The sequence below is a fragment of the Vibrio sp. MACH09 genome (genome assembly GCF_033238805.1).
Taxonomy (GTDB): Bacteria; Pseudomonadota; Gammaproteobacteria; order Enterobacterales; family Vibrionaceae; genus Vibrio.
Genome location: NZ_BSFZ01000001.1, coordinates 2376009 through 2399572 on the forward strand (window position 1 = coordinate 2376009; position 23564 = coordinate 2399572).

Annotated in this window: 22 protein-coding genes; all 22 read right to left on the reverse strand. The window is 43.6% G+C overall.

The genetic code is table 11. The features are described from left to right. Position 1: 1 nt before the first annotated feature. The 22 genes from fliP to CHJ_RS10655 all read right to left on the reverse strand — a co-directional run bounded on the left by fliP (position 2) and on the right by CHJ_RS10655 (position 23271). Positions 2-844 carry a flagellar type III secretion system pore protein FliP gene (fliP, locus tag CHJ_RS10550; RefSeq protein ID WP_411861563.1) on the reverse strand — a complete coding sequence of 281 codons (843 nt, stop codon included), beginning with the start codon at positions 842-844 and terminating at the stop codon, positions 2-4. A 16-nt stretch (positions 845-860) separates the two neighbouring features. Further along, entirely contained in the window at positions 861-1253 is a 393-nt protein-coding gene (fliO, locus tag CHJ_RS10555) for a flagellar biosynthetic protein FliO (protein WP_317917646.1), read from the reverse strand. 4 nt (positions 1254-1257) lie between these two features. Next, positions 1258-1665, reverse strand: coding sequence for a flagellar motor switch protein FliN (gene fliN / locus CHJ_RS10560; RefSeq protein WP_171752082.1), 408 nt, complete (start codon positions 1663-1665; stop codon positions 1258-1260). 21 nt (positions 1666-1686) lie between these two features. Next, on the reverse strand, positions 1687-2733 hold the full coding sequence (gene fliM / locus CHJ_RS10565) for a flagellar motor switch protein FliM (RefSeq protein WP_171752081.1): 1047 nt from the start codon (positions 2731-2733) through the stop codon (positions 1687-1689). A gap of 7 nt (positions 2734-2740) precedes the next feature. Beyond that, positions 2741-3241 (reverse strand): flagellar basal body-associated protein FliL, encoded by a 501-nt coding sequence (fliL, locus tag CHJ_RS10570; RefSeq protein ID WP_171752080.1) that lies wholly within the window; start codon positions 3239-3241, stop codon positions 2741-2743. Between the two features lie 74 nt (positions 3242-3315). After that, complete coding sequence (locus tag CHJ_RS10575; protein WP_317917647.1) at positions 3316-5274, reverse strand: flagellar hook-length control protein FliK; 1959 nt, start codon at positions 5272-5274, stop codon at positions 3316-3318. Between the two features lie 118 nt (positions 5275-5392). After that, on the reverse strand, positions 5393-5836 hold the full coding sequence (gene fliJ / locus CHJ_RS10580) for a flagellar export protein FliJ (RefSeq protein WP_171752078.1): 444 nt from the start codon (positions 5834-5836) through the stop codon (positions 5393-5395). Positions 5837-5845: 9 nt separating this feature from the next. Beyond that, complete coding sequence (gene fliI, locus CHJ_RS10585; RefSeq protein ID WP_171752077.1) at positions 5846-7177, reverse strand: flagellar protein export ATPase FliI; 1332 nt, start codon at positions 7175-7177, stop codon at positions 5846-5848. Further along, positions 7177-7977: a flagellar assembly protein FliH gene (fliH, locus tag CHJ_RS10590; RefSeq protein WP_317917648.1), complete on the reverse strand. Its 801-nt coding sequence runs from the start codon at positions 7975-7977 to the stop codon at positions 7177-7179. The genes fliI and fliH overlap by 1 nt, the downstream gene beginning before the upstream one ends. A 25-nt stretch (positions 7978-8002) precedes the next feature. Further along, positions 8003-9058, reverse strand: coding sequence for a flagellar motor switch protein FliG (gene fliG, locus CHJ_RS10595; RefSeq protein ID WP_171752075.1), 1056 nt, complete (start codon positions 9056-9058; stop codon positions 8003-8005). Continuing rightward, positions 9051-10799, reverse strand: coding sequence for a flagellar basal-body MS-ring/collar protein FliF (gene fliF / locus CHJ_RS10600; RefSeq protein ID WP_317917649.1), 1749 nt, complete (start codon positions 10797-10799; stop codon positions 9051-9053). Before fliF ends, fliG begins: the two co-directional genes overlap by 8 nt. Positions 10800-10815: 16 nt before the next feature. Continuing rightward, positions 10816-11127, reverse strand: coding sequence for a flagellar hook-basal body complex protein FliE (gene fliE, locus CHJ_RS10605; protein ID WP_171752073.1), 312 nt, complete (start codon positions 11125-11127; stop codon positions 10816-10818). A 110-nt stretch (positions 11128-11237) separates the two neighbouring features. Continuing rightward, entirely contained in the window at positions 11238-12653 is a 1416-nt protein-coding gene (locus CHJ_RS10610) for a sigma-54-dependent transcriptional regulator (RefSeq protein ID WP_317917650.1), read from the reverse strand. Beyond that, positions 12653-13693: a sensor histidine kinase gene (locus CHJ_RS10615; RefSeq protein ID WP_317917651.1), complete on the reverse strand. Its 1041-nt coding sequence runs from the start codon at positions 13691-13693 to the stop codon at positions 12653-12655. Before CHJ_RS10615 ends, CHJ_RS10610 begins: the two co-directional genes overlap by 1 nt. Before the next feature lie 126 nt (positions 13694-13819). Further along, positions 13820-15286 (reverse strand): sigma-54 dependent transcriptional regulator, encoded by a 1467-nt coding sequence (locus CHJ_RS10620; RefSeq protein ID WP_317917652.1) that lies wholly within the window; start codon positions 15284-15286, stop codon positions 13820-13822. A gap of 304 nt (positions 15287-15590) precedes the next feature. Continuing rightward, positions 15591-16001, reverse strand: a complete 411-nt coding sequence (gene fliS, locus CHJ_RS10625) for a flagellar export chaperone FliS (protein ID WP_171752069.1) — start codon at positions 15999-16001, stop codon at positions 15591-15593. Positions 16002-16014: 13 nt separating this feature from the next. Next, positions 16015-16338 carry a flagellar protein FliT gene (locus CHJ_RS10630; protein ID WP_253822038.1) on the reverse strand — a complete coding sequence of 108 codons (324 nt, stop codon included), beginning with the start codon at positions 16336-16338 and terminating at the stop codon, positions 16015-16017. Beyond that, the gene (fliD, locus tag CHJ_RS10635) at positions 16325-18289 is read right to left on the reverse strand and encodes a flagellar filament capping protein FliD (RefSeq protein WP_317917653.1); all 1965 of its coding nucleotides are present in this window, start codon (positions 18287-18289) and stop codon (positions 16325-16327) included. The genes CHJ_RS10630 and fliD overlap by 14 nt, the downstream gene beginning before the upstream one ends. A 21-nt stretch (positions 18290-18310) precedes the next feature. Next, positions 18311-18730: a flagellar protein FlaG gene (gene flaG / locus CHJ_RS10640; RefSeq protein ID WP_171752067.1), complete on the reverse strand. Its 420-nt coding sequence runs from the start codon at positions 18728-18730 to the stop codon at positions 18311-18313. Between the two features lie 77 nt (positions 18731-18807). Further along, entirely contained in the window at positions 18808-19944 is a 1137-nt protein-coding gene (locus tag CHJ_RS10645; protein WP_171752066.1) for a flagellin, read from the reverse strand. Positions 19945-20243: 299 nt separating this feature from the next. Continuing rightward, positions 20244-21374 carry a flagellin gene (locus CHJ_RS10650; protein WP_317916917.1) on the reverse strand — a complete coding sequence of 377 codons (1131 nt, stop codon included), beginning with the start codon at positions 21372-21374 and terminating at the stop codon, positions 20244-20246. 742 nt (positions 21375-22116) lie between these two features. After that, the gene (locus tag CHJ_RS10655) at positions 22117-23271 is read right to left on the reverse strand and encodes a flagellin (RefSeq protein ID WP_317917654.1); all 1155 of its coding nucleotides are present in this window, start codon (positions 23269-23271) and stop codon (positions 22117-22119) included. Positions 23272-23564 lie beyond the last annotated feature (293 nt).

Here is a 23564-nt window from a genome sequence, read left to right on the forward strand (position 1 = left end):
GCTACAACGCAAAACTGCCAGCCAAGGTGGACAAAATTAAGTTCCAACCATCTACAAGCACGAACAGCATAAGTTTAAATGGCAATGATACGATCATAGGCGATAGCATCATCATACCCATTGCCATCAATATCGACGCCACAACCAGATCGATAATCAAGAAAGGCAAAAACAGCATAAAGCCGATTTGGAATGCCGTTTTTAGCTCCGAAGTAATGAAAGCCGGAATAAGCACACTCATAGAAACATCTTCAGGGTTTTGAGCCTGAGAACCCGATATATTCACAAAGGTCTCTAAATCTTTTACCCGAGTCTGTTTCAGCATAAAAGATTTCATCGGATCTTGCGCCAAATCAAATGCTTGTCGGGCACTGATTTGTTCATTGAGGTAAGGTTGAACGGCAGTTTGGTTCACTCTATCTATCACCGGAGACATAATGAAAAAGGTGAGAAAAATAGCAATACCAACAATCACCTGATTTGATGGCGTCTGTTGCAAACCCATTGCTTGTCGCAGTATCGACATCACCACCACAATACGGGTAAACGACGTCATTAAAATAACCATGGCAGGCAAAAAGCCCAGCATGGTCATCAAAGCCAAAATCTGTAAGTTTACCGAGTAATCTTCGCTACCATCAGGATTGGTCTTCATGGTCAAAGCAGGAATGCCTGCACCGCCAGATGAACTTCCTAATCCAATAGACCTTACAGCCCCCTGCTCTTTCTCCATTGCCGTCACCGTTATCTGCTCAGCACCTACGGCAGTGGCGGGTATAGGCGTCTCAAGTTCTTCCTGAGCAACAGAAATTGGAGTAAACAGCATAAATACAAACGCTGCCATAAAGGCAGCGAAGGCGTTATTCTTTAGCATTTTTCTTCAATATTTGACTAAATTGAGTGGCAAACTGATTAGATGATGTTAACTGATCTTGCTCTAATGGTTTATCCAACCGTGAAATAAGGTTAATGGATTGGGGTGTGATCCCGACCAAAAACTGTTCCTCTCCTGCCTGAACAACCACAATTCGCTCTTTGGTCCCGACGGCAACTTGACGAATGACTGAAAGACCTTTCTGGTTTCCCATCGCGGGCAATCGCATACGCTTTAGTAACCATGCCATAGCAAAAATGATCGCAATAACAAACAGTAACGAACCCAACGTTGTTAACAAATCCAGCTCTGGAGCACCCGCAGCAAGTGCAGGAAATGAAAGAAAAAGTAAGCTGAATACGTTGACATTAATCTTCATACGGTTATCGAAGCTTCTTAATACGCTCAGTTTGGCTAATCACATCCGTTAAACGGATACCAAACTTATCGTTGACCACAACAACTTCACCATGAGCAATCAGCGTACCATTTACCATTACGTCTAATGACTCACCAGCGACTCTATCCAATTCAACAACCGAGCCTTGGTTCAATTGCAGTAAGTTTCGAATACTAATTTGCGAACGTCCCACTTCCATTGAGATAGTGACTGGAATATCCATTATGGTATCCAGCTTACGACGCTCATCTTCTGTTATTGGTGATGCTTCATCCGAAAGCTCTTCTAAAGGAGCAACTTCGATATCATCACCCATCAACGCAGCCGCTGGATCTTCGCTTAACGCCGCGGCCCATTCATCAGCTAATTTTTGGTCTTCACTCGGTTCCATCTTCACTTACCTACTTTTATCTTATTCACTTTCTTCTTCTTCGTTACCAATTTCCGACATTATATCGGTACCAAGAAAAGCAATATCTGTTTTGACCACATCAGGTCGCTTAATTTTTTCTGATATTTGAACGGCAATTTTATCACTAGCTTGACCCATTTTTACTCGATAGGTCGGCAGCTCTTCGACAAACATCGTTGCATGCTCTGGCATTTCGATTGGCACAACATCGCCGACTTGTAACTCCATTAGGTCACGTAGCGAAATATCACGCTCTAACAAATTCACTCGAAAGTTAACAGGAACATCCATAATTTCATCACGTAAAGCCGAACTCCAGCGAATATCCGTTTCCATTTTGTCAGACTGAACACCGGCATCTAACAGCTCTCGGATGGGTTCTACCATAGAGTATGGCATTACCATGTGGAAATCGCCGCCGCCGCCATCAACTTCAATATGAAATGAACTCACTACGATAACTTCTGTTGGGCTCACAATGTTTGCCATACTTGGGTTTACTTCTGAGTCGAGATACTCAAATTCAACCCCCATCACCGGAGACCAAGCTTCTTTGTAATCTTCAAATACAATTTTAAGCAATAATTGAATGATTCGCCGTTCCGTTGGAGTGAACTCGCGTCCTTCTATTCGCGCATGAAAACGACCATCACCACCAAAGAAGTTCTCTACCAAGATAAACACTAATCGTGCCTCCATGGTAATCAAGGCAGTACCCTTTAATGGACGGAAGCGAACCATATTTAAACTGGTTGGTACATACAATGTGTTTTGGTATTCGCCAAATTTCATCATCTGCACGCCGTTGATAGACACTTCGGCAGTTTTACGTAATAGATTGAACAAACTTACCCGCATATGGCGAGCAAATCGCTCATTAATAAGCTCAAGGGTCGGCATCCGACCACGGACAATTCGGTCCTGCGAAGAGAAATCAAAGTTAACCGCACCTTCAACTTCCGTATCTAGTTCGTCTTCAGCTTCATCAACATCATCAACACCATGAAGTAGCGCATCAATTTCGTCTTGGGATAAGAGATCTGTCACGATAAACCTATTGGATCACAAAGTCAGTAAATAGTACTTTTTCAACCACCGGCTGTCCCACCAGTTGCTTCAAAGTCGCTCGTATGTTTTCTGATGCTTGATCGCGCAATTGCGTTCTACCCGTTGGTGTTCTCAACTGTTCTACCGTAGCCGAACCAAAGGTATTTAAAATGGTACTCTCAATCAGTGGCGAATGGTGTCTAGCCAGATCTTCATTTTTGATCCCTCTCACCATTAACTGAACTTTAATTTGTACCAGTCTATCTCTTTGTTTTCCTGGTGCGCTAAACAGAAATGGTTGAGCGATATTAACGTAAGAAGCCGGATCAGGCAGGGCTGCTTGATTCGCCGCCATCTCTGCTTCTACTGATGCAGAGTCGTCAGAACCTAATAAGAAAAACGCTGCGGCTCCACCAACGGCTAATAGCACCACGGCGGCTATAATAATAATCAGTTTCTTTTTACTTTTTGGTGCGCCTTCATCACCTGCGGGTTGTTCGTCTGCCATAATATTCTCTGACTTATTTAATCGGTAATTTCAGTGATTTATACACTGAATTATGAGTATGGGATACCAAAATATTAAGCGTAATAACTAATTCCATCATCTTTTGCCGCAATATTCAGGTCAAGATTGATGCTTTCATCAAGGTTTGACCCTTCATCAGTCAAATTACCCCTGCCATCTTCGCTACCACCACTGCCATTTCCTGCCGCATATTGCTGTTGCTGACCTGCACTTTGCTGGTGTACAGATGAGTCAGATAACTGCACTCCTTGTTGAGCGAGCATCTCTCTTAATCGAGGCATAGCTTGTTCCACTAAATCTCTGGCTTGCGGGTTCGAGACAGTAAACTGAACAGAAGCGATGTCGTTGTTCATGGTCATTCGTATTTGCATTCTACCCAGCTCAGGTGGATCAAGACGAATATCAATGTTTTTAAGATTCTTCGACATCATCATCTGCACTTGTTCAGAAAGCTTCTCACCCGCCGCTTCCCGATTCAATTGCAAAGGTGACTGAGCGACAGCTTGCTGCATGTCTGTTTTTAACTGTGCTTGTTGTGCCCCTTGCTGCGATGCTAAGCCCGAAAGTTGCTGAGACAAGGCAGACTCTTTGGCGTCGGACTTATCGCCCGTTGCCATTTTGGCTCCGGCCAATAGGCCACCACCGGCAAGTGCCGCTTTCAAAGCTTGGCCTTGGGCATTATTCGCCGAGTTTAACTGCATAGGATTAAACGGGGTTGCTGCTTGCATAACGGATGCATCGGCATTCATCACCGGAGCGGCAGCAGCACTAGCAAGTTTCTCTGCACCTGCTAGCTGCGCTTGCTGAGACAGTGGCTGTTGTGCAGCCACCGATTGCAATAATTGGTTACTGGCCATCGCCGTTGACGCGGAACTGGTGGCCACCTTGCCACCATCAATTGGCGCTTTACTCTGCTCTACTACCGTATTTGACCAATTTATAGGTGCTTGCACCTCATCTTCTAACGATAAAGCGGACAACTCATCTACTGCAGTACCATCACTGACTAAAGCGTCCATACCAGCCGCCGAACCACTCTCTGGTGATAAAGAGCCAACGCTCTGTTCTACTTCTGAAGCGAGAGTACCATTGGTGGCTTGTTGTGATACCACCGCAGCGCCCGTTAATCCAGCCGCTCCCCACGCAATGGTTTGATCTTTATTGTTCTCCCCTTTCAAATGGTCAAGATCAATAGGCACTTTCTCACTATTTGAAACGGTTGAACTTTGTGTCGGCAGAAGCGGTTCAGCATTGTCTTGATGAATGTTAGCTTGACCGATCGATTCAGGATTAATCGCTTGTTGGCCGAGAGTTGCTGAGTTGGCATCGGTTACATCAGTTGCTTTAACGTTCAGCTCTGCGCTACCAGAGGCTGACATTGTCTTATTCAGTTGCGAAGCAGGAGCATCTATTGAACTCTTATCTGTTGCTCCCTCGCCATTTATATATTTTTGTAGGACATCGGCCTCTATATCGGCCGATTCTGCATTGATACTCGCAGATGGAGGCAATGGCTTGCCGGAAGTGGGATTGAGCACCTGTTTCGATTCATCAAGTCTTCCCAGCAACTCGTTACCTTCACTCATTGCTTTAGCAGCTTTATCTGGTTCGGTAATTGTTTTATCCAGCACCGACTTATCAGTCGCGACTTTGCTACTCGCATCACCATTGGCCACAGCTTCATCATCACTTAGCGTTGTAGCGTCTACAGATACTTCATCAATCTGTTGTTTTTTCGATAGTTTTTCGGAGCCTTCACCCTCTTCAGCCACGTCACCCGCATCAATGAGTTCATCGACACTTTCTGTACCTGATTCACTGCTGACAGAGGAGAGTTTATCCGCTTCAACCTCTTCGCCGCCTTTTTCATCCGATTGAAAAAGCGCGCCAAGAGTCGATAAAAAACTGCCGGATTCTTCAGAGTCTGGCAAGGTTTTACTCTCCCCAGCACCAACTTGGAGTAAGGTATTTGATTTACCCATATCACTGATCGACAAAGAACTTTGATTCATAAAAACAGTCTCTTACGCTAAATCATTCGGCAGAATACCAATTCAATATTCTCTGAAAAGTTATCTGTTGCAGGCCATAAGCCAACTCATCTATGAGTAATGCAATATTCAGACCAAATTAAAAGCCTGAACGACGTCGGGCGTATTGAAGAGTGGAGAACTCATCCATCTGTTGCTGCTCTAGCTGATTCTCACGTTTAAGCCGCTCTGACTGTTTTTTCTCTATCATCCACTCGTAGCTACTGCGCTGTTTACGAGTTTCAATCCAGTGTTCCTGACAGTTTTCCACTTGTGACTTAAAGTGATGCTCAGCTTCTTTCTGTTTGGTGAGCGTTTCATCAAGCTGAGTTAAAAAGCGATTTAGGTGGCCATATTCACTGGCGGATAAGCCACCTTTTCCTCGGTCAACTAATTGCTGACAATAGTCCAGACGGTACTGCTCAATCTGAGCAACCTGCTTGTAATAATCTTCTAACTCCGAGTTGGCTTTACCTAAGGCAAGTATGGCTTGGTTCTCTTTCTCTTTTGCCTGCTCTAGCAGAAAATCCAATGCATTTTCCATCTACTGCCCTTAGCCGTTGCTGGCTGGTTGCAAAATATGACGCAGCATATTGACGCACATATCATAAGGCACAGACTCTTTCATCCCTTGTTGCAAATACTGATCCAACGTCGGTTTTAAGGTAAATGCACCGTCTATCGCAGGGTCAGTACCGGGTTTATAAGCGCCAATGGAGACCAAATCCTGATTTTTACGACAGATAGAAAGAACCTGACGAACCGCTTTTGACATAAGCACATGTTCTTCTGACGTTATCTGAGGCATAACACGACTGACGGATTTCTCTACGTCAATTGCAGGATAATGTCCGGCATCTGCCATTTCGCGAGAGAGGACAATATGGCCATCCAAAATCGCTCGTGACGCATCCGCAATAGGGTCTTGCAGATCATCACCTTCTGTTAATACGGTAAAGAAGGCGGTAATCGAACCTTGCTCAGGGCTACCATTACCCGCTCGCTCAACCAAAGCGGGCAGCTTAGCAAACACTGAGGGTGGGTAGCCTTTTGTCGCCGGAGGTTCGCCCACAGAAAGAGCAATTTCACGTTGCGCTTGAGCAAAACGTGTCAGTGAATCCATTAGCAGTAATACATCCAGGCCTTGATCACGAAAATACTCGGCGATGGTCAACGCCGTTTGACAGCCTTTTAATCGCATTAAAGGAGATGAATCGGCAGGCGCTGCCACCACGACAGAGCGACGTCTGCCATCTTCACCCAGAATCTCTTCAATAAACTCTTTTACTTCACGGCCACGTTCACCAATTAACCCAACAACCACAACTTGAGCCGTTGTTCCTCTGGTCATCATACCGAGAGTGACAGATTTACCTACACCGGAACCTGCAAATAGACCTATCCGCTGACCTTTACCGACGGTAAGCAAGCCGTTAATCGCTTTCAAGCCGACATCCAGAGGTTCAGATATGGGTTTTCTCATTAGGGGATTGATCGGTTCTGAATTAAAAGAGGCTCTATGGTCAGTATATATTTCACCTAAGCCATCAATAGGATTGCCTACACCATCGATCACTCTTCCCAATAGCTCCATGCCAACGGACAGCCCGGTTTCTGAAGTAAGGGGGGTTACTTTTGCTCCGGGTAACACACCTGTGATCTGTTCGCTGGGCATTAAATAGAGATTATCACCCGAAAAGCCAACCACTTCCGCTTCCATTTCACCAGATAAGGTTTCAACTTTACACAAGCTGCCAATAGGCGCCTTGCATCCTGTCGCCTCTAACGTTAAACCGACTACTCGTACCAACTTACCCGACGCAATAGCGCGAGTAGTGATACCTTGGGTTTTGTATTGAGAGAGTCTATCTGCTAATGCCAGCATTACTCACTTCCCTGATGTCTGTTTACACCACAAAATGATTGCAGCACTGTACGTACACGCTCTTCCATTTTGTAGCTGACACTTGATTCTCCAGCTTCAATTTGAACATCACCTCGATTAAGAGATGGCTCAGAAACCAGAGTCCAATTACGGCAATCGAGCTCTTTTTCTCCATAAGATGTTTGGATGATATCGCAATCTTCTGGGTGTAACTTTAAGGTAATTGCATGGCCAGATATAGGAAGGGCTTCTACCGACTCTCGAACGGTATCAAGAATCAATTGTGGATTGGTTTGAACTTCAACATGCACAACTTCTTTGGTCAGCGTGAGCACCATATCCACTAGCTGTTTTTCGACCTGAGCATTCATCAGTTCCAATGGTTGAGCAAACTGATTTGCCAAGTTCATAAACAGCTCGACTTGCTGTTGAATATGGCTTTCACCTGCGGCTATGCCTTCTTGCTTACCTGCCTCATAGCCTTCACTATGACCCGCTTCTAACCCTTGTTCTTTTCCTTTCTCATAGCCTGAGTTAAACCCGGCTTCCTGTCCCTGTTGGAAACCCTCCTGCTTCGCCATCTCTTTTATCTGTTCGATATCCGCTTCAGTTAGCTCGACAGGGGCTTCTACTTCATTTGTTTCAAAATTAGGAATCCAACTCGGATCATACTTAAGAGCGGTCTCCTTGGCTGACTTATGTACGTCAGACGTGTAATCGGGTAAACCCCATTTTTCGGGTTTTACATCACTTCCATCTTCATCTGGTCGCAAAAAACCGCGTTTTCGTTCATGAGACATATCACACCTTTTTTATGTCTGATAATTACAAGAACTCGTCTGCGCCACCAGAGAGCATAATTTCGCCGCTGTCTGCCAGTTTTCTGGCAATACCAAGAATTTCTTTCTGTGCAGACTCTACATCTGCCACACGAACAGGCGGCATCGCTTCGATATCGTCTCGCATCATCTCTGCAGCACGCTTGGACATGTTCTTGAAAATCTTCTCACGCAATCCTTCATCGGCACCTTTAAGCGCTTTTTGCAGTACATCTTGTGGTACATCTCGAAGCAGTTTCTGCACACCTTGGTCATCAACTTCAATAAGGTTCTCAAATACAAACATAAGATCTTGAATTTGAGTCGCCATATCTTCGTCTTGATCTCGAATTTGATCCATCAAGATGCCTTCGACATTGTTATCCATGTAGTTCATGATTTCGGCTGCCGCTTTCAGGCCACCAATTTTCGCTGCTTGAGCACCAGCTTGACCAGCAAACTGTTTCTCCATAATCTCATTCAACTCAGCCAGTGCTGATGGTTGAACTTCTTCAAGGTTTGCGATACGCATGGTAAGGTCGAGACGATCCCTTTCAGGGAACTGCGACAATATCTCCGCAGACTGATCTGGGTCTAAATAGGATAAAACAATGGTCTGAATTTGCGGGTGCTCGTTAATAATAATGGCAGCAACCTGACGAGGTTCCATCCACTTAAGAGAATCCAACCCTTTTGAGCCCGTTCCTAGCAGTATTTGATCCACCAAGTTACCAGCTTTATCTTCACCTAACGCGGCAACCAGAGCGTTTCTCATGAAGTCTTCGCTGCCCATACCTATGTTGGTGTATTTCTGAATGTCTTCCAGAAAAGCTCGGTGTACAGCCGTGACTTTTTCATTATTAAGATCAGAAGCACGAGCCATAGCACCACCAACACGCTGTACCTGCTTTGGTTCTAAATGGCGGATAATGCCAGCGGCATCTTCTTCGCTTAAACTGAGCAGCAGAATCGCAGCTCGTTCATCACCGGCAATGGATTCAATATCCACTTCACTCTCTGCAAGTGGGCCACCGTCATCACGTTTTACTATTTCATCAGGCATTATTTGCTAACCAGTTTTGTACTACCTGAGCCGCTAGCTCAGGTTCATTTGCCACCAGTGCTCGTACAGCTTTAAGCACATCTTCATCTTTATGCAGATTTGGTAAGTCGATTCCTGAACCAAATTCGAAAGAGTCACCGTTTTCAATATCACTGCCAATCAGGCTGGTTTCATCACCCGTAATTGGCATACCATCAGCACCGTATGTAATTTCATCTTCATCATCGGCATGTGGATTAAGCAGTTTCTTCATGGCAGGTCGTATCAACACGATAATAACGATGATAATAACCAAGGCACTGGCTGCCCAGCGCACCCAATCATTGAAATTAGGGTGTTCCCATATAGAGGCTTCTGCCACTTGCTCAAATTCTGGTTCCGCAAATTTAACACTTAGAACATTAAGCAGATCACCACGTTGTTGGTTAAAACCAACGGTGCCAATAAGTACCTGCCTAATGGCTTCTATTTCACTACTAGATAGTGGTTCATAACTGACATCACCCGTCTCCGCATTGGTTACAGCACGATTTTTTATCGCAACAGAAACCGTTTGGCGGTCAATAACACCGGTTTGACGACGTTCATGGCTGATAGTGGTATCAAGTTCAAAATTTCGTGTCGCTTCTTTATGTACAGATCCTTGACCAAGCAAGGAGCCATCTTTCATTTGAGCCACGTCTTGCGGAATAGAAGCATCAGCGGGAGGCTGGTTACTTAATGCGCCAGGAACACCTGCGACAACATTGCCGTTGTTATAATCTTCTAAGGTGTATTCGCTTCGAGTGGCAGGAGTTTGAGGATCAAACTGTTTACGTGTCTGCTCAACGGCACTGAAATCAAGCTGAATATCAACTTGCGCGGTATAGTTGCCAATGCCAAGGATAGGAATCAAAACAGAGTCTATTTTATCTCTTAATGACTGCTCTTGTTTACGCTCCAAATCTTGTTCTTTGCGGCGAGCGGTCGCGATTGGATCTTGCGAGCCAGAACTGAGTAGTCGTCCATGTTGATCCGTCACAGTCACACGCGTAGGTTTCATTCCTGGAACCGCACTAGATACCATATCAACGATCGAATCGACTTCTTCCTGCTTTAAGGTACTGCCCATTTTTAAGGTAACAAAAACCGTAGCCGAAGCGTCTTGGTTTTGGCGAACAAACACACTCTGTTTAGGTAAAGCGAGCAGTACTGACGCTTTGCGCACTAATCGCATCTGTTCAATCGCTTGTGCTAACTGTCGCTCTCGGCTCAGTTTTAATCGTTCGGTTTCAAGTCGTTGGGAAACGCCAAAACCCATATCATTCAGCAGGATCTCATCACCAGCATCAACAGATTGATTTAGACCTGCTCGGGTCAAATTCAGTTTTAACTGGTTATATTCCGTCGCTGGCACATGAATAACATTGCCATCTAAAGTGTAATCCTGTTTTTGCTGATCAAGGTAATCTAGGATAGGAATGAGCTCTTCGGTTTCATAAGAGCCTAAAGGTCGCATCTCTGGTTCTTTAACCCAGAAGAACAGCATCACAATCAGCGCCACACAAATTGAGATAGAAAGTACCAGCACAACTTGGCGCAGTAGGTCTAAATCCCCGATGGCTAAATCGACTTTAGACGAACTTTTTTCGTCTAAATCGGGATTCTGTATATCACCATCAAGGTCACTTGTCGCAGCAAGTGCACCACTGCCAGCAGAATCGGCAACTGCTAAGTCTGTTGATTGTTTTTCTTCAGCCACTATTAATCACCCAACCCTAAACCGGCATGTTCATCATTTCTTTATAAGCCTCTACCAGCTTATTTCTTACTTGTATTGTGGCTTCAAAAGCAACACTCGATTTGTTCTTCGCTATCATCACATCAGACAATGAGACGTTTTCATCACCTCTGTCGAAACGCATTTGCAAGTCGCTAGAGCTCTTTTGCAAGCCATTAACATTGTTAATAGCGGTATTGAGTAATTGCCCAAAATCGGCGGATACTTTTTGACTTGTCGCAGGTGTTGTGGTGTTTGATGCTTCTAGCATCATGGCCTGCATTTCACCCTGTATTCCACCAATATTCATCTCATTCTCTCCAAGCCAATATTTTGACTTTTATTTTTGACCTTATATTGACGAAGCAATTTATATGCCAGCACATATCACTTTACGTTTTGCCGTTATCGGACGCCTTGTTAACAAGGAATATCAATACCTGCATCACGCATTTTTGCTAACTTATAGCGCAAGGTTCTTGGGCTAATGCCGAGCTTTTCAGCAATCTCTTTGCGGCGTCCATGGCACTCGACTAACGTTTCCAAAATAATCGCAAACTCTTGATCTCTCAAATCGTTACCTAGACCTTCTCCACTTGAAAGGGATTTAGCAATCGCTGGTTCGTGATTCACTTCTGCTACCGGCTTAATGGTTGGTGCTACATCATTGGTTTCTAACGCCGTTTGCAAGCTATTAGCATCTTGCCAGTCGACACCTTCTAACAAGATATGCTCAGACTCAATGTTTGTCTGTTCACTCAGTATCAAGGCGCGCTGAACCACATTATCAAGCTCACGAACATTTCCCGGCCATGAGTAGCTCAATAACTTATTTAATGCGTCATTCGACAAGGAAGGGACTGGCAAGCCAAGTTTTTGACAGTGTCTGTCAGCCAAATGTTTGGCTAATGGTTCAATATCACCTTTACGGTCGCACAATGGCGGCCATGCAATTGGAAATACATTTAAACGATAATATAAATCTTCTCTGAAATTACCTTCTGCAACGTACTGCTTTAAGTCTCGGTTACTGGTAGCTAATACCCGAACATCTAACTGAATGCTTTTTCTGCTACCAAGACGCTCAACTTCTCGCTCTTGCAATACTCGTAGCAGTTTTGCTTGCAGATTCAAATCCATTTCGCTGATCTCATCCAGCAAAATCGTCCCCCCCTGAGCTTGCTCAAATTTACCGGGACACGCTTGAATCGCGCCTGTAAAGGCACCTTTCTCATAACCAAAGAGCGTTGCTTCTAGCATATTATCTGGAATCGCTGCACAGTTTATCGCAACAAAAGGGCCATCCTTACGATTCGACATGTTATGAATGTAACGAGACATCACTTCTTTGCCTGACCCGCTCGGTCCTAACACCATGACATTAGCGTCTGTTTTAGCCACTTTGTCGGCCAATGCCAGCAACTTTAAACTTTTCTCATCGGCAACAATCGCATCACCATTGTCATCGTTTTTAACTGGCGCGTATCGTGACACCATGTTTAACAGCACTTCAGGAGCAAACGGCTTGGCCATATAATCAATGGCTCCCTCTTTCATTGCCGCGACCGCATCTTCGATATTGGCGTACGCCGTCATTAACAATACCGGCAATTTAGGCCAGTGAAGTTTGATGTTACGTAGTAGGGCTAATCCCCCCATACCCGCCATCTGCACATCAGAGACAACAATATCGACATCGTTAGATTTAAGCTTGATCAAGGCGTCTTCAGCACAATCTGCTTCAATCCACTCATACCCTGCAAGTGCTAACGTGTCGACTAGGGCTTCTCTTAAGCCTTCATCATCTTCCACAATCAATACTTTACTTTGAGCCATTATTTTTCTCCGGATTGTTCATTAGTCAGTGGAAGGCACATGGTGAAACAAGCACCGTCCCCTTCTTCTGATAAGAGTTCTAAACGACCTTTGTGTGCTCGACATACCATTTGCACAACAGCTAAACCAAGGCCTGTGCCTTGAGATCGAGTGGTAAAAAAGGGTTCCATAATTTTACTTTGGAGTTCTTTTGGAACACCTGGACCGCTATCTTGTACAGAGATTTTTAGCTCCCCTGATACCGGTCTAAAAAAGATATCTATTTGCGAATGTTTGCCTGAGATTTGAATGGCATTAATGACCAAATTACTAATCGCTGAGGCGATAGCATTTGCGTTGCCGAGCATAACCATCTGCTCTTGCTCTACTTCTATGTGATAGTCGATATGATTATTTTTTATCGCCGTTTCTACCATGGGCTGGTATTCGCTAACCAGATCAGCCACTGAAAATGAATTAACCACTTTATTGTCGCCGCCTTTAGCAAACAGCAACATATCATTTACCTGCTTCTCTAGATCATGAAGGCGATCCATCAGTTTACTTTGAAATCTTTCACGAGTGGAAGTAGCAAGGTTGGCTGCCGCGAGGTTAGAAGCGTAAAGCATAGCGCTAGAGAGAGGCGTACGGACTTGATGAGCAAGTGACGCAACCATACGTCCTAAAGAGGATAAACGTTGTAGATCTCCCACTCTAGATTGCAGTAAGCGTGTTTCGGTTAGGTCAGTGATTAGAATTAACTGCCCCGTTGATGATGCCGAAATGGCCAAGCGCACTTTTCTACCATTTCTTAGCGAGATCTCATGGCCATCATCTTCTTGAGGAGCAAAAGCGCTCTGAATGATCGCAAACCACTTTTCACCGACTAATGGAACATCCAGCAGACGCTGAGCTTCTGGGTTTGCTTCTTTCACCTCGCCCTGAGTATCCAGTAGGATCACGCCTGCAGGCATCACATCAAGCACTTGTTTATAACGAATCACTTGTTCTTCAAGTGTTCCTAAGTGTGTCTGATTTTCTTGTGTAGAGGCGGATGACATGTCGAGTTCTCGGCTTAATAAGACAATAGCTTGACATGCAATATACAGACCAAGCTAATTGTCGTTATATTTCAATGAGTTACACGCAAAAAGCCGTCATTAAATTGACGTTTTCTATAAAACTCATTACCGATGAAGCTTGTATTTTTTCATTTTCTCTACAAGCGTAGTACGACGCATGCCCAACATATCTGCCGCTCGAGCAACAACACAATCTTGAGCATCAAGTGCTTGATTAATCATGCTTACTTCTAAATCGGCCAGATATTCTTTCAAAGATAGCCCTTCACTCGGCAATGCGAGACTGTCGAGCTGACCATTCATCAGGCTGTTGTCATCTTCTAGCGTGAAATTCTCAGAAAAAATACCGTTCAGTGCATCTCTCTCTTGCTCTTCAATCGTAGAAGTCTCACTGCACACTTCCATTTGAAATTCTGGGATATCACTATAACGATATTTCGTTGGTAAATGGTTTACATCAATAAGTTTATTGGGATGAAGAATCACCATTCTCTCAACTAAATTAGCCAACTCTCTTACATTGCCGGGCCAAGAGTGTTCCATCAACGAGTTAATAGATCGAGATGTAAAGCGTACGGTTTGACTCCCTTCAGCCTCCATTCTAGACATTAACTCTTTAAGCAACAGAGGAATATCATCGCACCGCTCTTTTAATGCAGGCATTTCAATAGGGAAAACATTTAACCGATAAAATAGATCTTCTCGAAAGCCACCATCAGATATCATGGTGTCTAGATTTCTATGGGTGGCAGCAATGATTCGTACATCAACTTTAATGGTACTATTGCCCCCAACTCGCTCAAAGCAGCGCTCTTGCAGTACCCTTAGTAACTTGACTTGCATCGGCATTGGCATATCGCCGATCTCGTCTAAGAAAATAGTCCCGCCTTCAGCCATTTCAAAGCGCCCTTTACGAGAAGTAATCGCTCCGGTAAATGCCCCCTTTTCATGACCGAACAGTTCACTTTCTAATAAGTCTGCAGGTATTGCTCCACAGTTAATGGGAACAAAAGGGCCATTACGCCGTGAAGAATGATAATGAACATTCCTCGCAACCACTTCTTTTCCGGTTCCTGACTCACCAAGAATCAATACATTCGCTTCCGTTACAGCCACCTGCTCGATTAGGTGCCGAACTTCTTTTATACCGTTACTTTGGCCGACTAAACTGCGAAATAGAGTCGTCTTGCGTCCTGTTTTATAATCACTGCCCTGCTTGCCTAAAAAGGTAGCACAGTGATTAAGGGCGTCGGTTAATTGCGGATAGTTAAGTGGAAACTCCAACTCTCCGATATATTGCGGAAATTCATTCAACTGATAAGAAGGTGAGCCTAGGGCTAATAGTGGAATATGAATAATTTTCTGCAATTTTAAAGACAGTTGACTCGACAGTTCATCACAGCCTAGTGAGCCTAAAATACATCCTGACCAATTTTTAGACCAATCAATTACGTCTATTTCATTTGAATCGTAGTATTCTGCCTGTTCTCCAAGAAAATCCAGAATCGTAGATAACTGAAGCCTTAATGCACTGCTATCTTCAATGACGAGTAACTTTGCTAAATCTTGCATATTAATAAAATAGTTGCCTTTATCTTTAATTATCTTGTGGCTGGTCGTTCTTAATTATTGTTTTATTAGCAGAATAATATCAGAAATTGCACAACATCTTTGTGATATCACTAAACTATATAACCACTACTAACGATAGACAATTAGCGTAGAACAGCAAACTAAAAAGTCCACTAGAGTGTGGACTTTGATGTGTGTTCAACTTTTTAAAAAAGTGGTCATCCTTGCACAAGGTTACCATTTTATTAAATAAAAAAAATAAGGCAACCAAGGGAATGTAAGGATTGTCTTATTAAAATGGCGGTTATTGCCCTAATTCAGCGGATGTTAGATTGTGATATTCCGTTGGAATTTGATCCCAAGCAGATTTAATTTCACGAATAATATCGATAACATCATCGATAGGTTCAGGTCTATTTTCAGCATTTGCTATAGAAATCTGACTGATCATAAATTCATATAATTGATCAAGATTCTGCGCCACATCACCACCATCATTCATCGATAGACAGCCACGAAGACTAATAACAATATCAAGCGCCTTACCCAGACGTTCGCCTTTAACAGCAATATTGCCTTGCTCCATTGCTGCTTTGCCTTGCACCAAACGTTCAATCGCACCGGCCATTAGCATCTGGATCACTTTATGCGGAGATGCCGCACTTAATTGACTATCTACAGATACCTTTTTGTATGCTTGTAATGAACCACGCATGGTATTCCTCTTTTTATAAAAACTGCTGGTAACGTTGCACCGACTTATTACCGTGTCGATATTTCTTCAATTCCGCACCAATTTGATTGGTTGTAGACTGCATAATAGTAACAATCTTTTTTGTTCTTTCTATGGCTTCCTGCCAATCTGATGTTTTATCAAAATCTGGAAGTGATTTCACATCCTCAATTATGCTTTGCAATAATTGTTCCCTATTATCGACCAACAACAGTATTTCTTCACTGTTTAACTCGTCTTCGGCGAAAAGAGAGAACAAAGTCTGATCTAACTCACGTAATACGAGTAAACCTTCCGTCACCTCTTTATCCAAGCGCATTCATCATACCAGAAAGCTGCCCTTGCATCTTCGTCGTTGCATCTTGCATTGCCATAAATTTATTCTTGGTCCGTTCTTCTAAGCTATCCATGCGCCGGTTAAGTGCAGATTGATCATCACTTAAACGATAATTTTGTTCAGAAAGCGATTTCTCTCTGGTTCGTATTGTACCAGTAACCCCAGTCATAGACTGAATGGCATCTTCCACTTTTTTAGCAAAGCCTTGGTTGCCGCCAAAAAAGTCTTCTAATTTGGTAAAGTTTTTATTTAGCTGCTTATCCAGCATATCGTAATTTATTTCTAACGTCCCTTGCCTCGTACCTGTAATACCAAACTCTGTTAACGTTTTTAGGTCTTCAGGGGCTGTCTCTATATTAGCAGAGAACACCGATTTCAATCGCGACTGAGCACCTCTCACTACGCTATCACCAGCTAACGGACCTGCGACTCCTGTTTGAGGATCAACAGCGGATAGCTCCTTACTGACCTGATAAAACTGATTATATGAGGAAACAAACTGTTCGATATCATCTCGTACACTTTGCCGGTCATACTCAACGCCGATTTCAGTTTTCTGCTTACTTGGATCAGTTACACCTTTGACGGTTAAATCAATACCATCTATGGCATCTTCAATCACATTGTTTTCACTACTTAGCTGAGCGATACCATCTAGCATGACTATCGCATCTTGTGCTTCTTGTACTTCTGTCATGCCATCATAAGAGGCCATTGATTCTTCAGCGCTCTTTAATGCTTGTTGCGTATCATCAATTTTTAGTTGCCGCTCGCGCTCTTCTGGAGTCATTCGTTGTAGCTTGAGTTGATACGCTTGCTCTTCTGTTAGCTGTCCAGTTGCAACAGCTTCCGCAATAGCCGCATCTTCTTCGGCCATACGTGCTTTCTCTTCTGCTGTCGCTTCTTTAGGCGTAACATAAGAGTCCGTTAAGGTCCCTGACGCGGAGTTATTCCATCCGGGCACTTGAGACATTTTGTCTAAGGCAACATCGTCTAATTCAGGGATTGGGGCTTGATAGGAATCCAGCAAGGTTCCGGAGGCAGTTTCAGACCAACCGGGAATAGTATCTTCTGGCAGTGTAGACAGAGGTGGAACAGGAAGAGATGGATCTAGGTCGGCATCTATTAGATTACCATCCGCATCTACTGGCATACCATCCGCATTTAATTTCTGTTCTGATGCTTTACTTGGATCGGTTTCCTGACCATCAATTAAGGTATTTTCATCTTGATTGGCAATATCTTGCCCTGGCAGCGGTGCAGCTAATGCCTCTGCGGCTGCATTTCTTGCCTCCTCAAGCGCTTTAACTCTCTCTTCTAACGTTTTATATTCAAGTTTTTTTAGGGTATTTCCTTCATCCGCATCAACACTGATTTTAATGTTGTTATCAATACCCGATTTATCTGAAGCAACAATAAGTCGCTGACCATTTGTGTCATTTATGATTGAGGCTCTGACGCCAGGATTTCCACTCGCGCCATTTATTCCTCTTACAACATCAACTAAGTTAGATTTGTCCTTAACCTCGACGGAAAAGACCCTATCGCCTAAATTAACTTGCAGCTTACCCGGGCCAAATTCTAGGTCATCAGCAAAAGCCTCTGACGCTACTTTATGACTCTGAGCAAGCTGCAACACATCGATAGCATACCTACCAGCGATAGCTTCTGTCGTTGCTGTGGCAGACACCGCATTTTCATCAGAAGACTCAACCGTTCTCACTGCGAACGCTTTCTCTTGACGAAAGTTTGCCATCAGGTTTTTCATCGTATCTAGTGACTCTCTGAGTCGCCCATAGGCACTGATACTAGTATCAATTTTGGCACGATCCTGGTCGATTCGTTGCTGTTTAGGCACACGCTCCGATTCCACGATTTTACTGACCATGGAGTTAATATCCATGCCAGATGCACCCAATGGGTTTACACTCATTCAAACTCACCTTTATGACAGTTACACCGTCTCCTCAATAAATAGCCCTGAGGAGGCAGACGCTAAACGCCTTAGTATAATTAGCATCTCTTCATCTGGGATTTGCCTTATTATGTCACCAGTACTGGCTTCATAAATTGTGACCACTTCTCTCCCTGATTCTTGATCAACTTTGAACGAAAGTCCTTTATTAATAGAGTTAACGAATTCATCCATCTTCTCCACCATTTTCTCTAGCTGCTCTTTATTCAAATCAATTCGTTTCTGAACTAATTGTTCCACAGCTTTGGCTTTTTGAGCCGTTTCAGAGTCGGCTTTTCGTTCAACAGGTTTATCAGTAGATACCGAATTATTTGTTGCGTCGCCACTACCTAAAGCAAGTTTTGTGCCACCAGAAGAGCCGTAAGGCTGGACGTTCGATGTGTATGCTGAAATATCCATACTGATCTCCCTTCCACCTTCTGGGTAAGCGAATTAATCACTTTGATAGCAAGCACAGGCTACAAACCCGAACCTACTTAACCCAATAAGCTTAGAGCTGCCGATGGTGTCTGCTTCGCTTGTGCCAACACAGAGGTACTCGCATTTTGTAAAATTTGAGATTTAGTCATCTGCGTGGTTTCTTTAGCAAAGTCAGTATCCATAATCCGACTTCTCGATGAGTTAACGTTTTCGTTGATATTATCTAAGTTACTGATCGCGTGATTGAATCGGTTTTGGAACGCACCCAATTGAGCACGATTACTATCAACATTTTGCAGTGCGCCATCAATAATTGATACCGCTTGTTGAGAGCCTGCAACCGTTGTTACATCAATATCATTAACGGTTTTTTCTACTCCTCCACCAAGGTTCAGCTCACCAGCAAGACCACCACTAAAGGTGACTTCGCCGTTTTCAACACTCTGATTTGAGGCAAAAACTTGTAGTTTACCCTCTTCACCTACCGACGCTTTAACATCACTATTTTGACCATTAATATAGGTAGCCAATTCTTCCAAATCGTTACCTACTTTGGCTTCAACATTGATCTCTTTCGCTTCACCCTGTTTATCAGTATAGGCAATAACCAGATCATTTGCGCCAGATTGGACCGTCCAATCTGCAGCCTTTCCTTCTTGCGCTACGTAGCTTTTACCACCCATAGCAACATCATCAGAGCGCATATTTCCCATGCCAAGCATTACAGCTTCACCTGAGTCCGCACCGATTTGGAATGACTGACTACCAAAACTACCATTTAGCAGTTTATTACCACCAAATGAGGTTGTTTCGGCAATTCGGTTGAGTTCGTTATTAAGTGCTGATACCTCTTCTTGAATCGCAACACGTTCAGAACGACTGTTAGAGCCGTTAGACGATTGCAAAGAAAGGTCACGCATACGTTGCAAAATGTTGGTGGTTTCTGTCATTGCACCTTCTGCGGTTTGTGCAATAGAAATACCATCGTTTGCGTTTCGGACTGCCATGGTTAAACCACGGCTCTGAGCGGTAAGTCGGTTAGATATTTGTAGACCCGCAGCGTCATCTTGAGCACTGTTGATCTTATAGCCTGAAGACAGGCGCTCCATCGACTTGTTTAGCCCCTCGTTAGCACCATTTAAGTGGCGCTGAGCGGTCATTGCAGACACATTCGTGTTCACACTTATTGCCATAATTGATCTCCTTAGGCATTTAGGGGTGATATGCCTTTTGCGTCTCTCACCTCGCTTGGGCACATCGATTTCATTTCTCTCACTCCTCTTAACGGCGGTTGAAATGAATCCTTTAGAGAAAAATCAGATTTTTTTTGTTTTTTTATTGTTAGTAAAGTGTTTTGTGACTGTGATCCCAAGTTAGCTGGCATTTTTGCCGTTACCCAGCTTAAGATCCCTTAGATAAAATAAAACCCCAACATTTCTGTCAGGGTTTATCATTCTCTTCGCGACTCTATCTAGCGAATAACCAAATTCAGTTAGCCTAGTAAGCTTAGTGCTGTATTTGGTGCTTGTTTTGCTTGAGCAAGTACAGAAGTAGATGCTTGTTGCAAAATTTGTGACTTAGTCATAGACGTTGTTTCTTTCGCAAAGTCAGTATCTTTGATTCGGCTCTTAGACGCATTCACATTTTCGTTAATGTTATCTAAGTTGTTGATTGCGCTATCAAAGCGGTTCTGGAATGCACCTAGCTCTGCACGGTGACTATCCACATACTTCATCGCTGCATCGACAATCGCTACTGCTTCTTGTGCTCCACCTACGCTACGAACATCAATGGTGTCTACCGATACTGATGTTGGGCCACTCATTCCAAGCTCACCCGCTAGGCTTCCACCAAAGGTCACATTACCTTCAACTGAGTTGTTACCTGCGAATACTTGAAGGTTGCCGCTTTCATCTACTGACGCACTGACTAGGTCTTGTTGACCATTGATGTAAGTTGCTAGCTCTTCAATATCGTCACCTTCTTTCGCATCGATTGTGATTTCGCGAGCCGCACCAAACTGATCAGTAACACCAATTGTTAGCTGTGCATCTTTCGATACTTCCCAGTTCTTATCAATTTCGCCCGTTGCTTGATACGTTGAGCCACCCATTAGACGGTTGTCTGAACGCATGTCTTTTAGCTCAAGCATTACGGCTTCACCGTTATCCGCACCGATTTGGAACGATTTAGTACCGTGAGTACCGTTAAGTAGCTTGTTACCACCAAAAGACGTGGTTTCAGCGATACGGTTTAACTCATCGTTCAGTGCACCAATCTCTTCTTGAATCGCCACACGCTCTTCTGATGAGTTAGAGCCATTTGATGATTGTAGAGATAGGTCACGCATACGTTGCAGAATATTGGTGGTTTCGTTCATTGCACCTTCTGCGGTTTGTGCGATAGAGATGCCATCGTTAGCATTTCGTACTGCAACATCAAGACCACGGCTTTGTGCATTCAAACGGTTAGAGATTTGAAGACCCGCTGCGTCGTCTTTTGCGCTGTTAATTTTAAAACCTGAAGACAGGCGTTCCATTGACCCATTAAGGTCGTTTGCTGCGTTATTCAAATGACGTTGTGCTGTCATTGCCGCTACGTTTGTATTTACATTAACTGCCATGGTGATTTCTCCAATTGATTTTCCGGTTGTAACGGTTTCCGACGTCTCGGAAAACCAAGTAGTTCTCTCAAAGTTACTTTCATTAACGGCGTGGCGAATAAATCCTTTAGAAATAATTCCCTTTTTTTTAACTTTTTTTGCTAAAAAACAGTTCAATGTGATCAAGTGCTTAAAACCGTTTTTTTTAAGACAATTAGCGCTAAAGTATGCTGAGAGTTGGTCGATATAGGCGGTTAACTTAAATTTTTGGCCGTGTTAAAGGTGTAAATAGTCGTTATTACCCCGTCATTTCTGAGTACAGAGTTCAGAACGCTATCTATCTATTCAGTGAAACAAAGTTACCTGAAGTAATGCCATCCCTTAGCAAGATTATCCGCACAGAAATAGGCTGCTGCTCCGTAAGCATCGCTTAAGCTGAGCCGCAAAACAGATACTTGGCAGTTGGGAAGGTACGATGGAATAGCAAAGTATTTAAGGAAATTTATCTGGGTTTAGAAAAGGAAAAAGCCCCTATCCTTTGAGAGAACCGGGGCCGTTCGCAAGCCAGCTGCCTATGTGGAGATCGAGAGAAATGACACATAACTGGCTTAGCGCTGCACTTTAAACCTTCCAACCTTCAGCAATGAGAGTGAGAGAGCATCAGGTTTTATTATTTAAAGTGCCATTGCCAACCTCAAGTTACTACTGAAAGACCCACGTCTGTGCCTATCAACGACGAGTAATCTGAGGTTCAACGATGCTGTTACTGAAGTAACGACATTGCAGAGTTTGGCAATTGTTTTGCTTGAGCAAGTATGGAAGTACCTGCCTGTTGCAAAATTTGGTTTTTAGTTAATTCTGTTGTTTCTTTAGCAAAGTCAGTGTCTTTAATACGACTCTTCGATGCTTCAACGTTTTCTTGGATATTAGCCAAGTTATTGATGCTGTGACTTAAACGGTTCTGTTTCGCACCAAGATCTGCTCGCTGGCTATCAACATATTTAAGCGCGGCATCCAAAACACCTACCGCATTTTGAGACCCTTTCACCGTGGTAACATCAACATCTTGCGCAGTTGTATTTATCGCTTCAGCACCCGCGATGCCCACTTCACTCGCCAGTGAACCAGAAATTTCTAGGCCACCTGCAACATCAGGTTCAGCAACAAACAGTTGAAGGTTACCGCTTTCACCTACTGATGCCGTCACTTTATCGTTCTGACCATTAATATAGGTGGCAAGTTCTTCAATATCGTCGCCCGCTTTGGCTTGAATATCGATAACGGTTTCTTCATTTTCGCCGTCAGCTGCAAACACAAATTTCAGATCCATTTTGTCTGCTGGAACAACCCAATCTTTACCGATAACCTTACCTTCTGGTAATTCTGCGAAGAATGTCTCTCCACCCATGCGGTAATCGTCGGCTCGGATGCTGGTTAGCCCCATAATCATCGCTTCACCGGAGTTAGAACCAATCTGGAAGGCTGCTTCACCAAATGAACCATTTAGAAGTCGACGGCCACCAAACGATGTGGTTTCTGCAATACGGTTTAACTCATCTTGCAGTGCGCTCACTTCTTCGTTCAATGCTTCACGTTCAGAGAAGGAGTTTGAACCATTCGCTGATTGCAGTGACAAATCACGCATACGTTGCAGAATCGCAGTCGACTCATTCATCGCACCTTCCGCCGTTTGAGCGATTGAGATGCCATCATTAGCATTACGCATTGCCACGTCTAAGCCTCGTGATTGAGCATTTAGACGGTTGGATATTTGTAGGCCCGCAGCATCATCTTTTGCACTGTTAATTTTGTGCCCTGATGACAAGCGTTCCATCGATGTATTTAGATTATCCGTCGCTTTATTCAAATAACGCTGAGACGTCATTGCCGCGACGTTAGTACTTACTGTAACAGCCATATTTTGCTCTCCTGTTGAGTTCGCAAGTAGTTTGCGAAGCGGTCAGCTTAAGTCTCATTTGGATAAGCACTGACCGTATAGTTACTTGCTGAACTTAGCGCTAACGCTAAGCTCAAATCGTATTCATCAATTATGATTTAATACATTCAAGTAGCGTGCCACTTTTTCCATTACTAATTTATTTTTTATTAATTCAATTTAAACAATTACTTACAAGGTGCAACTAATAATCACGCCCCCTATTTTCTTGTTTAACTTGTCAATAAGGCGGCAACTTTTCGAGTTACATATTT

What these genes read in the sequence shown, in the direction of transcription:
- CHJ_RS10650 (WP_317916917.1), bottom strand. Translation starts at nt 21,374, where the DNA reads ATGGCAGTTAATGTAAATACAAACGTAGCGGCAATGACAGCACAACGT.
- fliG (WP_171752075.1), bottom strand. Translation starts at nt 9,058, where the DNA reads ATGCCTGATGAAATAGTAAAACGTGATGACGGTGGCCCACTTGCAGAG.
- fliI (WP_171752077.1), bottom strand. Translation starts at nt 7,177, where the DNA reads ATGCTGGCATTAGCAGATAGACTCTCTCAATACAAAACCCAAGGTATC.
- CHJ_RS10620 (WP_317917652.1), bottom strand. Translation starts at nt 15,286, where the DNA reads ATGCAAGATTTAGCAAAGTTACTCGTCATTGAAGATAGCAGTGCATTA.
- fliN (WP_171752082.1), bottom strand. Translation starts at nt 1,665, where the DNA reads ATGGAACCGAGTGAAGACCAAAAATTAGCTGATGAATGGGCCGCGGCG.
- fliS (WP_171752069.1), bottom strand. Translation starts at nt 16,001, where the DNA reads ATGCGTGGTTCATTACAAGCATACAAAAAGGTATCTGTAGATAGTCAA.
- fliP (WP_411861563.1), bottom strand. Translation starts at nt 844, where the DNA reads ATGGCAGCGTTTGTATTTATGCTGTTTACTCCAATTTCTGTTGCTCAG.
- fliL (WP_171752080.1), bottom strand. Translation starts at nt 3,241, where the DNA reads ATGGCAGACGAACAACCCGCAGGTGATGAAGGCGCACCAAAAAGTAAA.
- CHJ_RS10645 (WP_171752066.1), bottom strand. Translation starts at nt 19,944, where the DNA reads ATGGCAATAAGTGTGAACACGAATGTGTCTGCAATGACCGCTCAGCGC.
- flaG (WP_171752067.1), bottom strand. Translation starts at nt 18,730, where the DNA reads ATGGATATTTCAGCATACACATCGAACGTCCAGCCTTACGGCTCTTCT.
- CHJ_RS10655 (WP_317917654.1), bottom strand. Translation starts at nt 23,271, where the DNA reads ATGGCTGTTACAGTAAGTACTAACGTCGCGGCAATGACGTCTCAGCGT.
- fliH (WP_317917648.1), bottom strand. Translation starts at nt 7,977, where the DNA reads ATGTCTCATGAACGAAAACGCGGTTTTTTGCGACCAGATGAAGATGGA.
- CHJ_RS10610 (WP_317917650.1), bottom strand. Translation starts at nt 12,653, where the DNA reads ATGGCTCAAAGTAAAGTATTGATTGTGGAAGATGATGAAGGCTTAAGA.
- fliJ (WP_171752078.1), bottom strand. Translation starts at nt 5,836, where the DNA reads ATGGAAAATGCATTGGATTTTCTGCTAGAGCAGGCAAAAGAGAAAGAG.
- CHJ_RS10575 (WP_317917647.1), bottom strand. Translation starts at nt 5,274, where the DNA reads ATGAATCAAAGTTCTTTGTCGATCAGTGATATGGGTAAATCAAATACC.
- CHJ_RS10615 (WP_317917651.1), bottom strand. Translation starts at nt 13,693, where the DNA reads ATGTCATCCGCCTCTACACAAGAAAATCAGACACACTTAGGAACACTT.
- fliE (WP_171752073.1), bottom strand. Translation starts at nt 11,127, where the DNA reads ATGAATATTGGTGGAATACAGGGTGAAATGCAGGCCATGATGCTAGAA.
- fliD (WP_317917653.1), bottom strand. Translation starts at nt 18,289, where the DNA reads ATGAGTGTAAACCCATTGGGTGCATCTGGCATGGATATTAACTCCATG.
- CHJ_RS10630 (WP_253822038.1), bottom strand. Translation starts at nt 16,338, where the DNA reads ATGCGCTTGGATAAAGAGGTGACGGAAGGTTTACTCGTATTACGTGAG.
- fliO (WP_317917646.1), bottom strand. Translation starts at nt 1,253, where the DNA reads ATGAAGATTAATGTCAACGTATTCAGCTTACTTTTTCTTTCATTTCCT.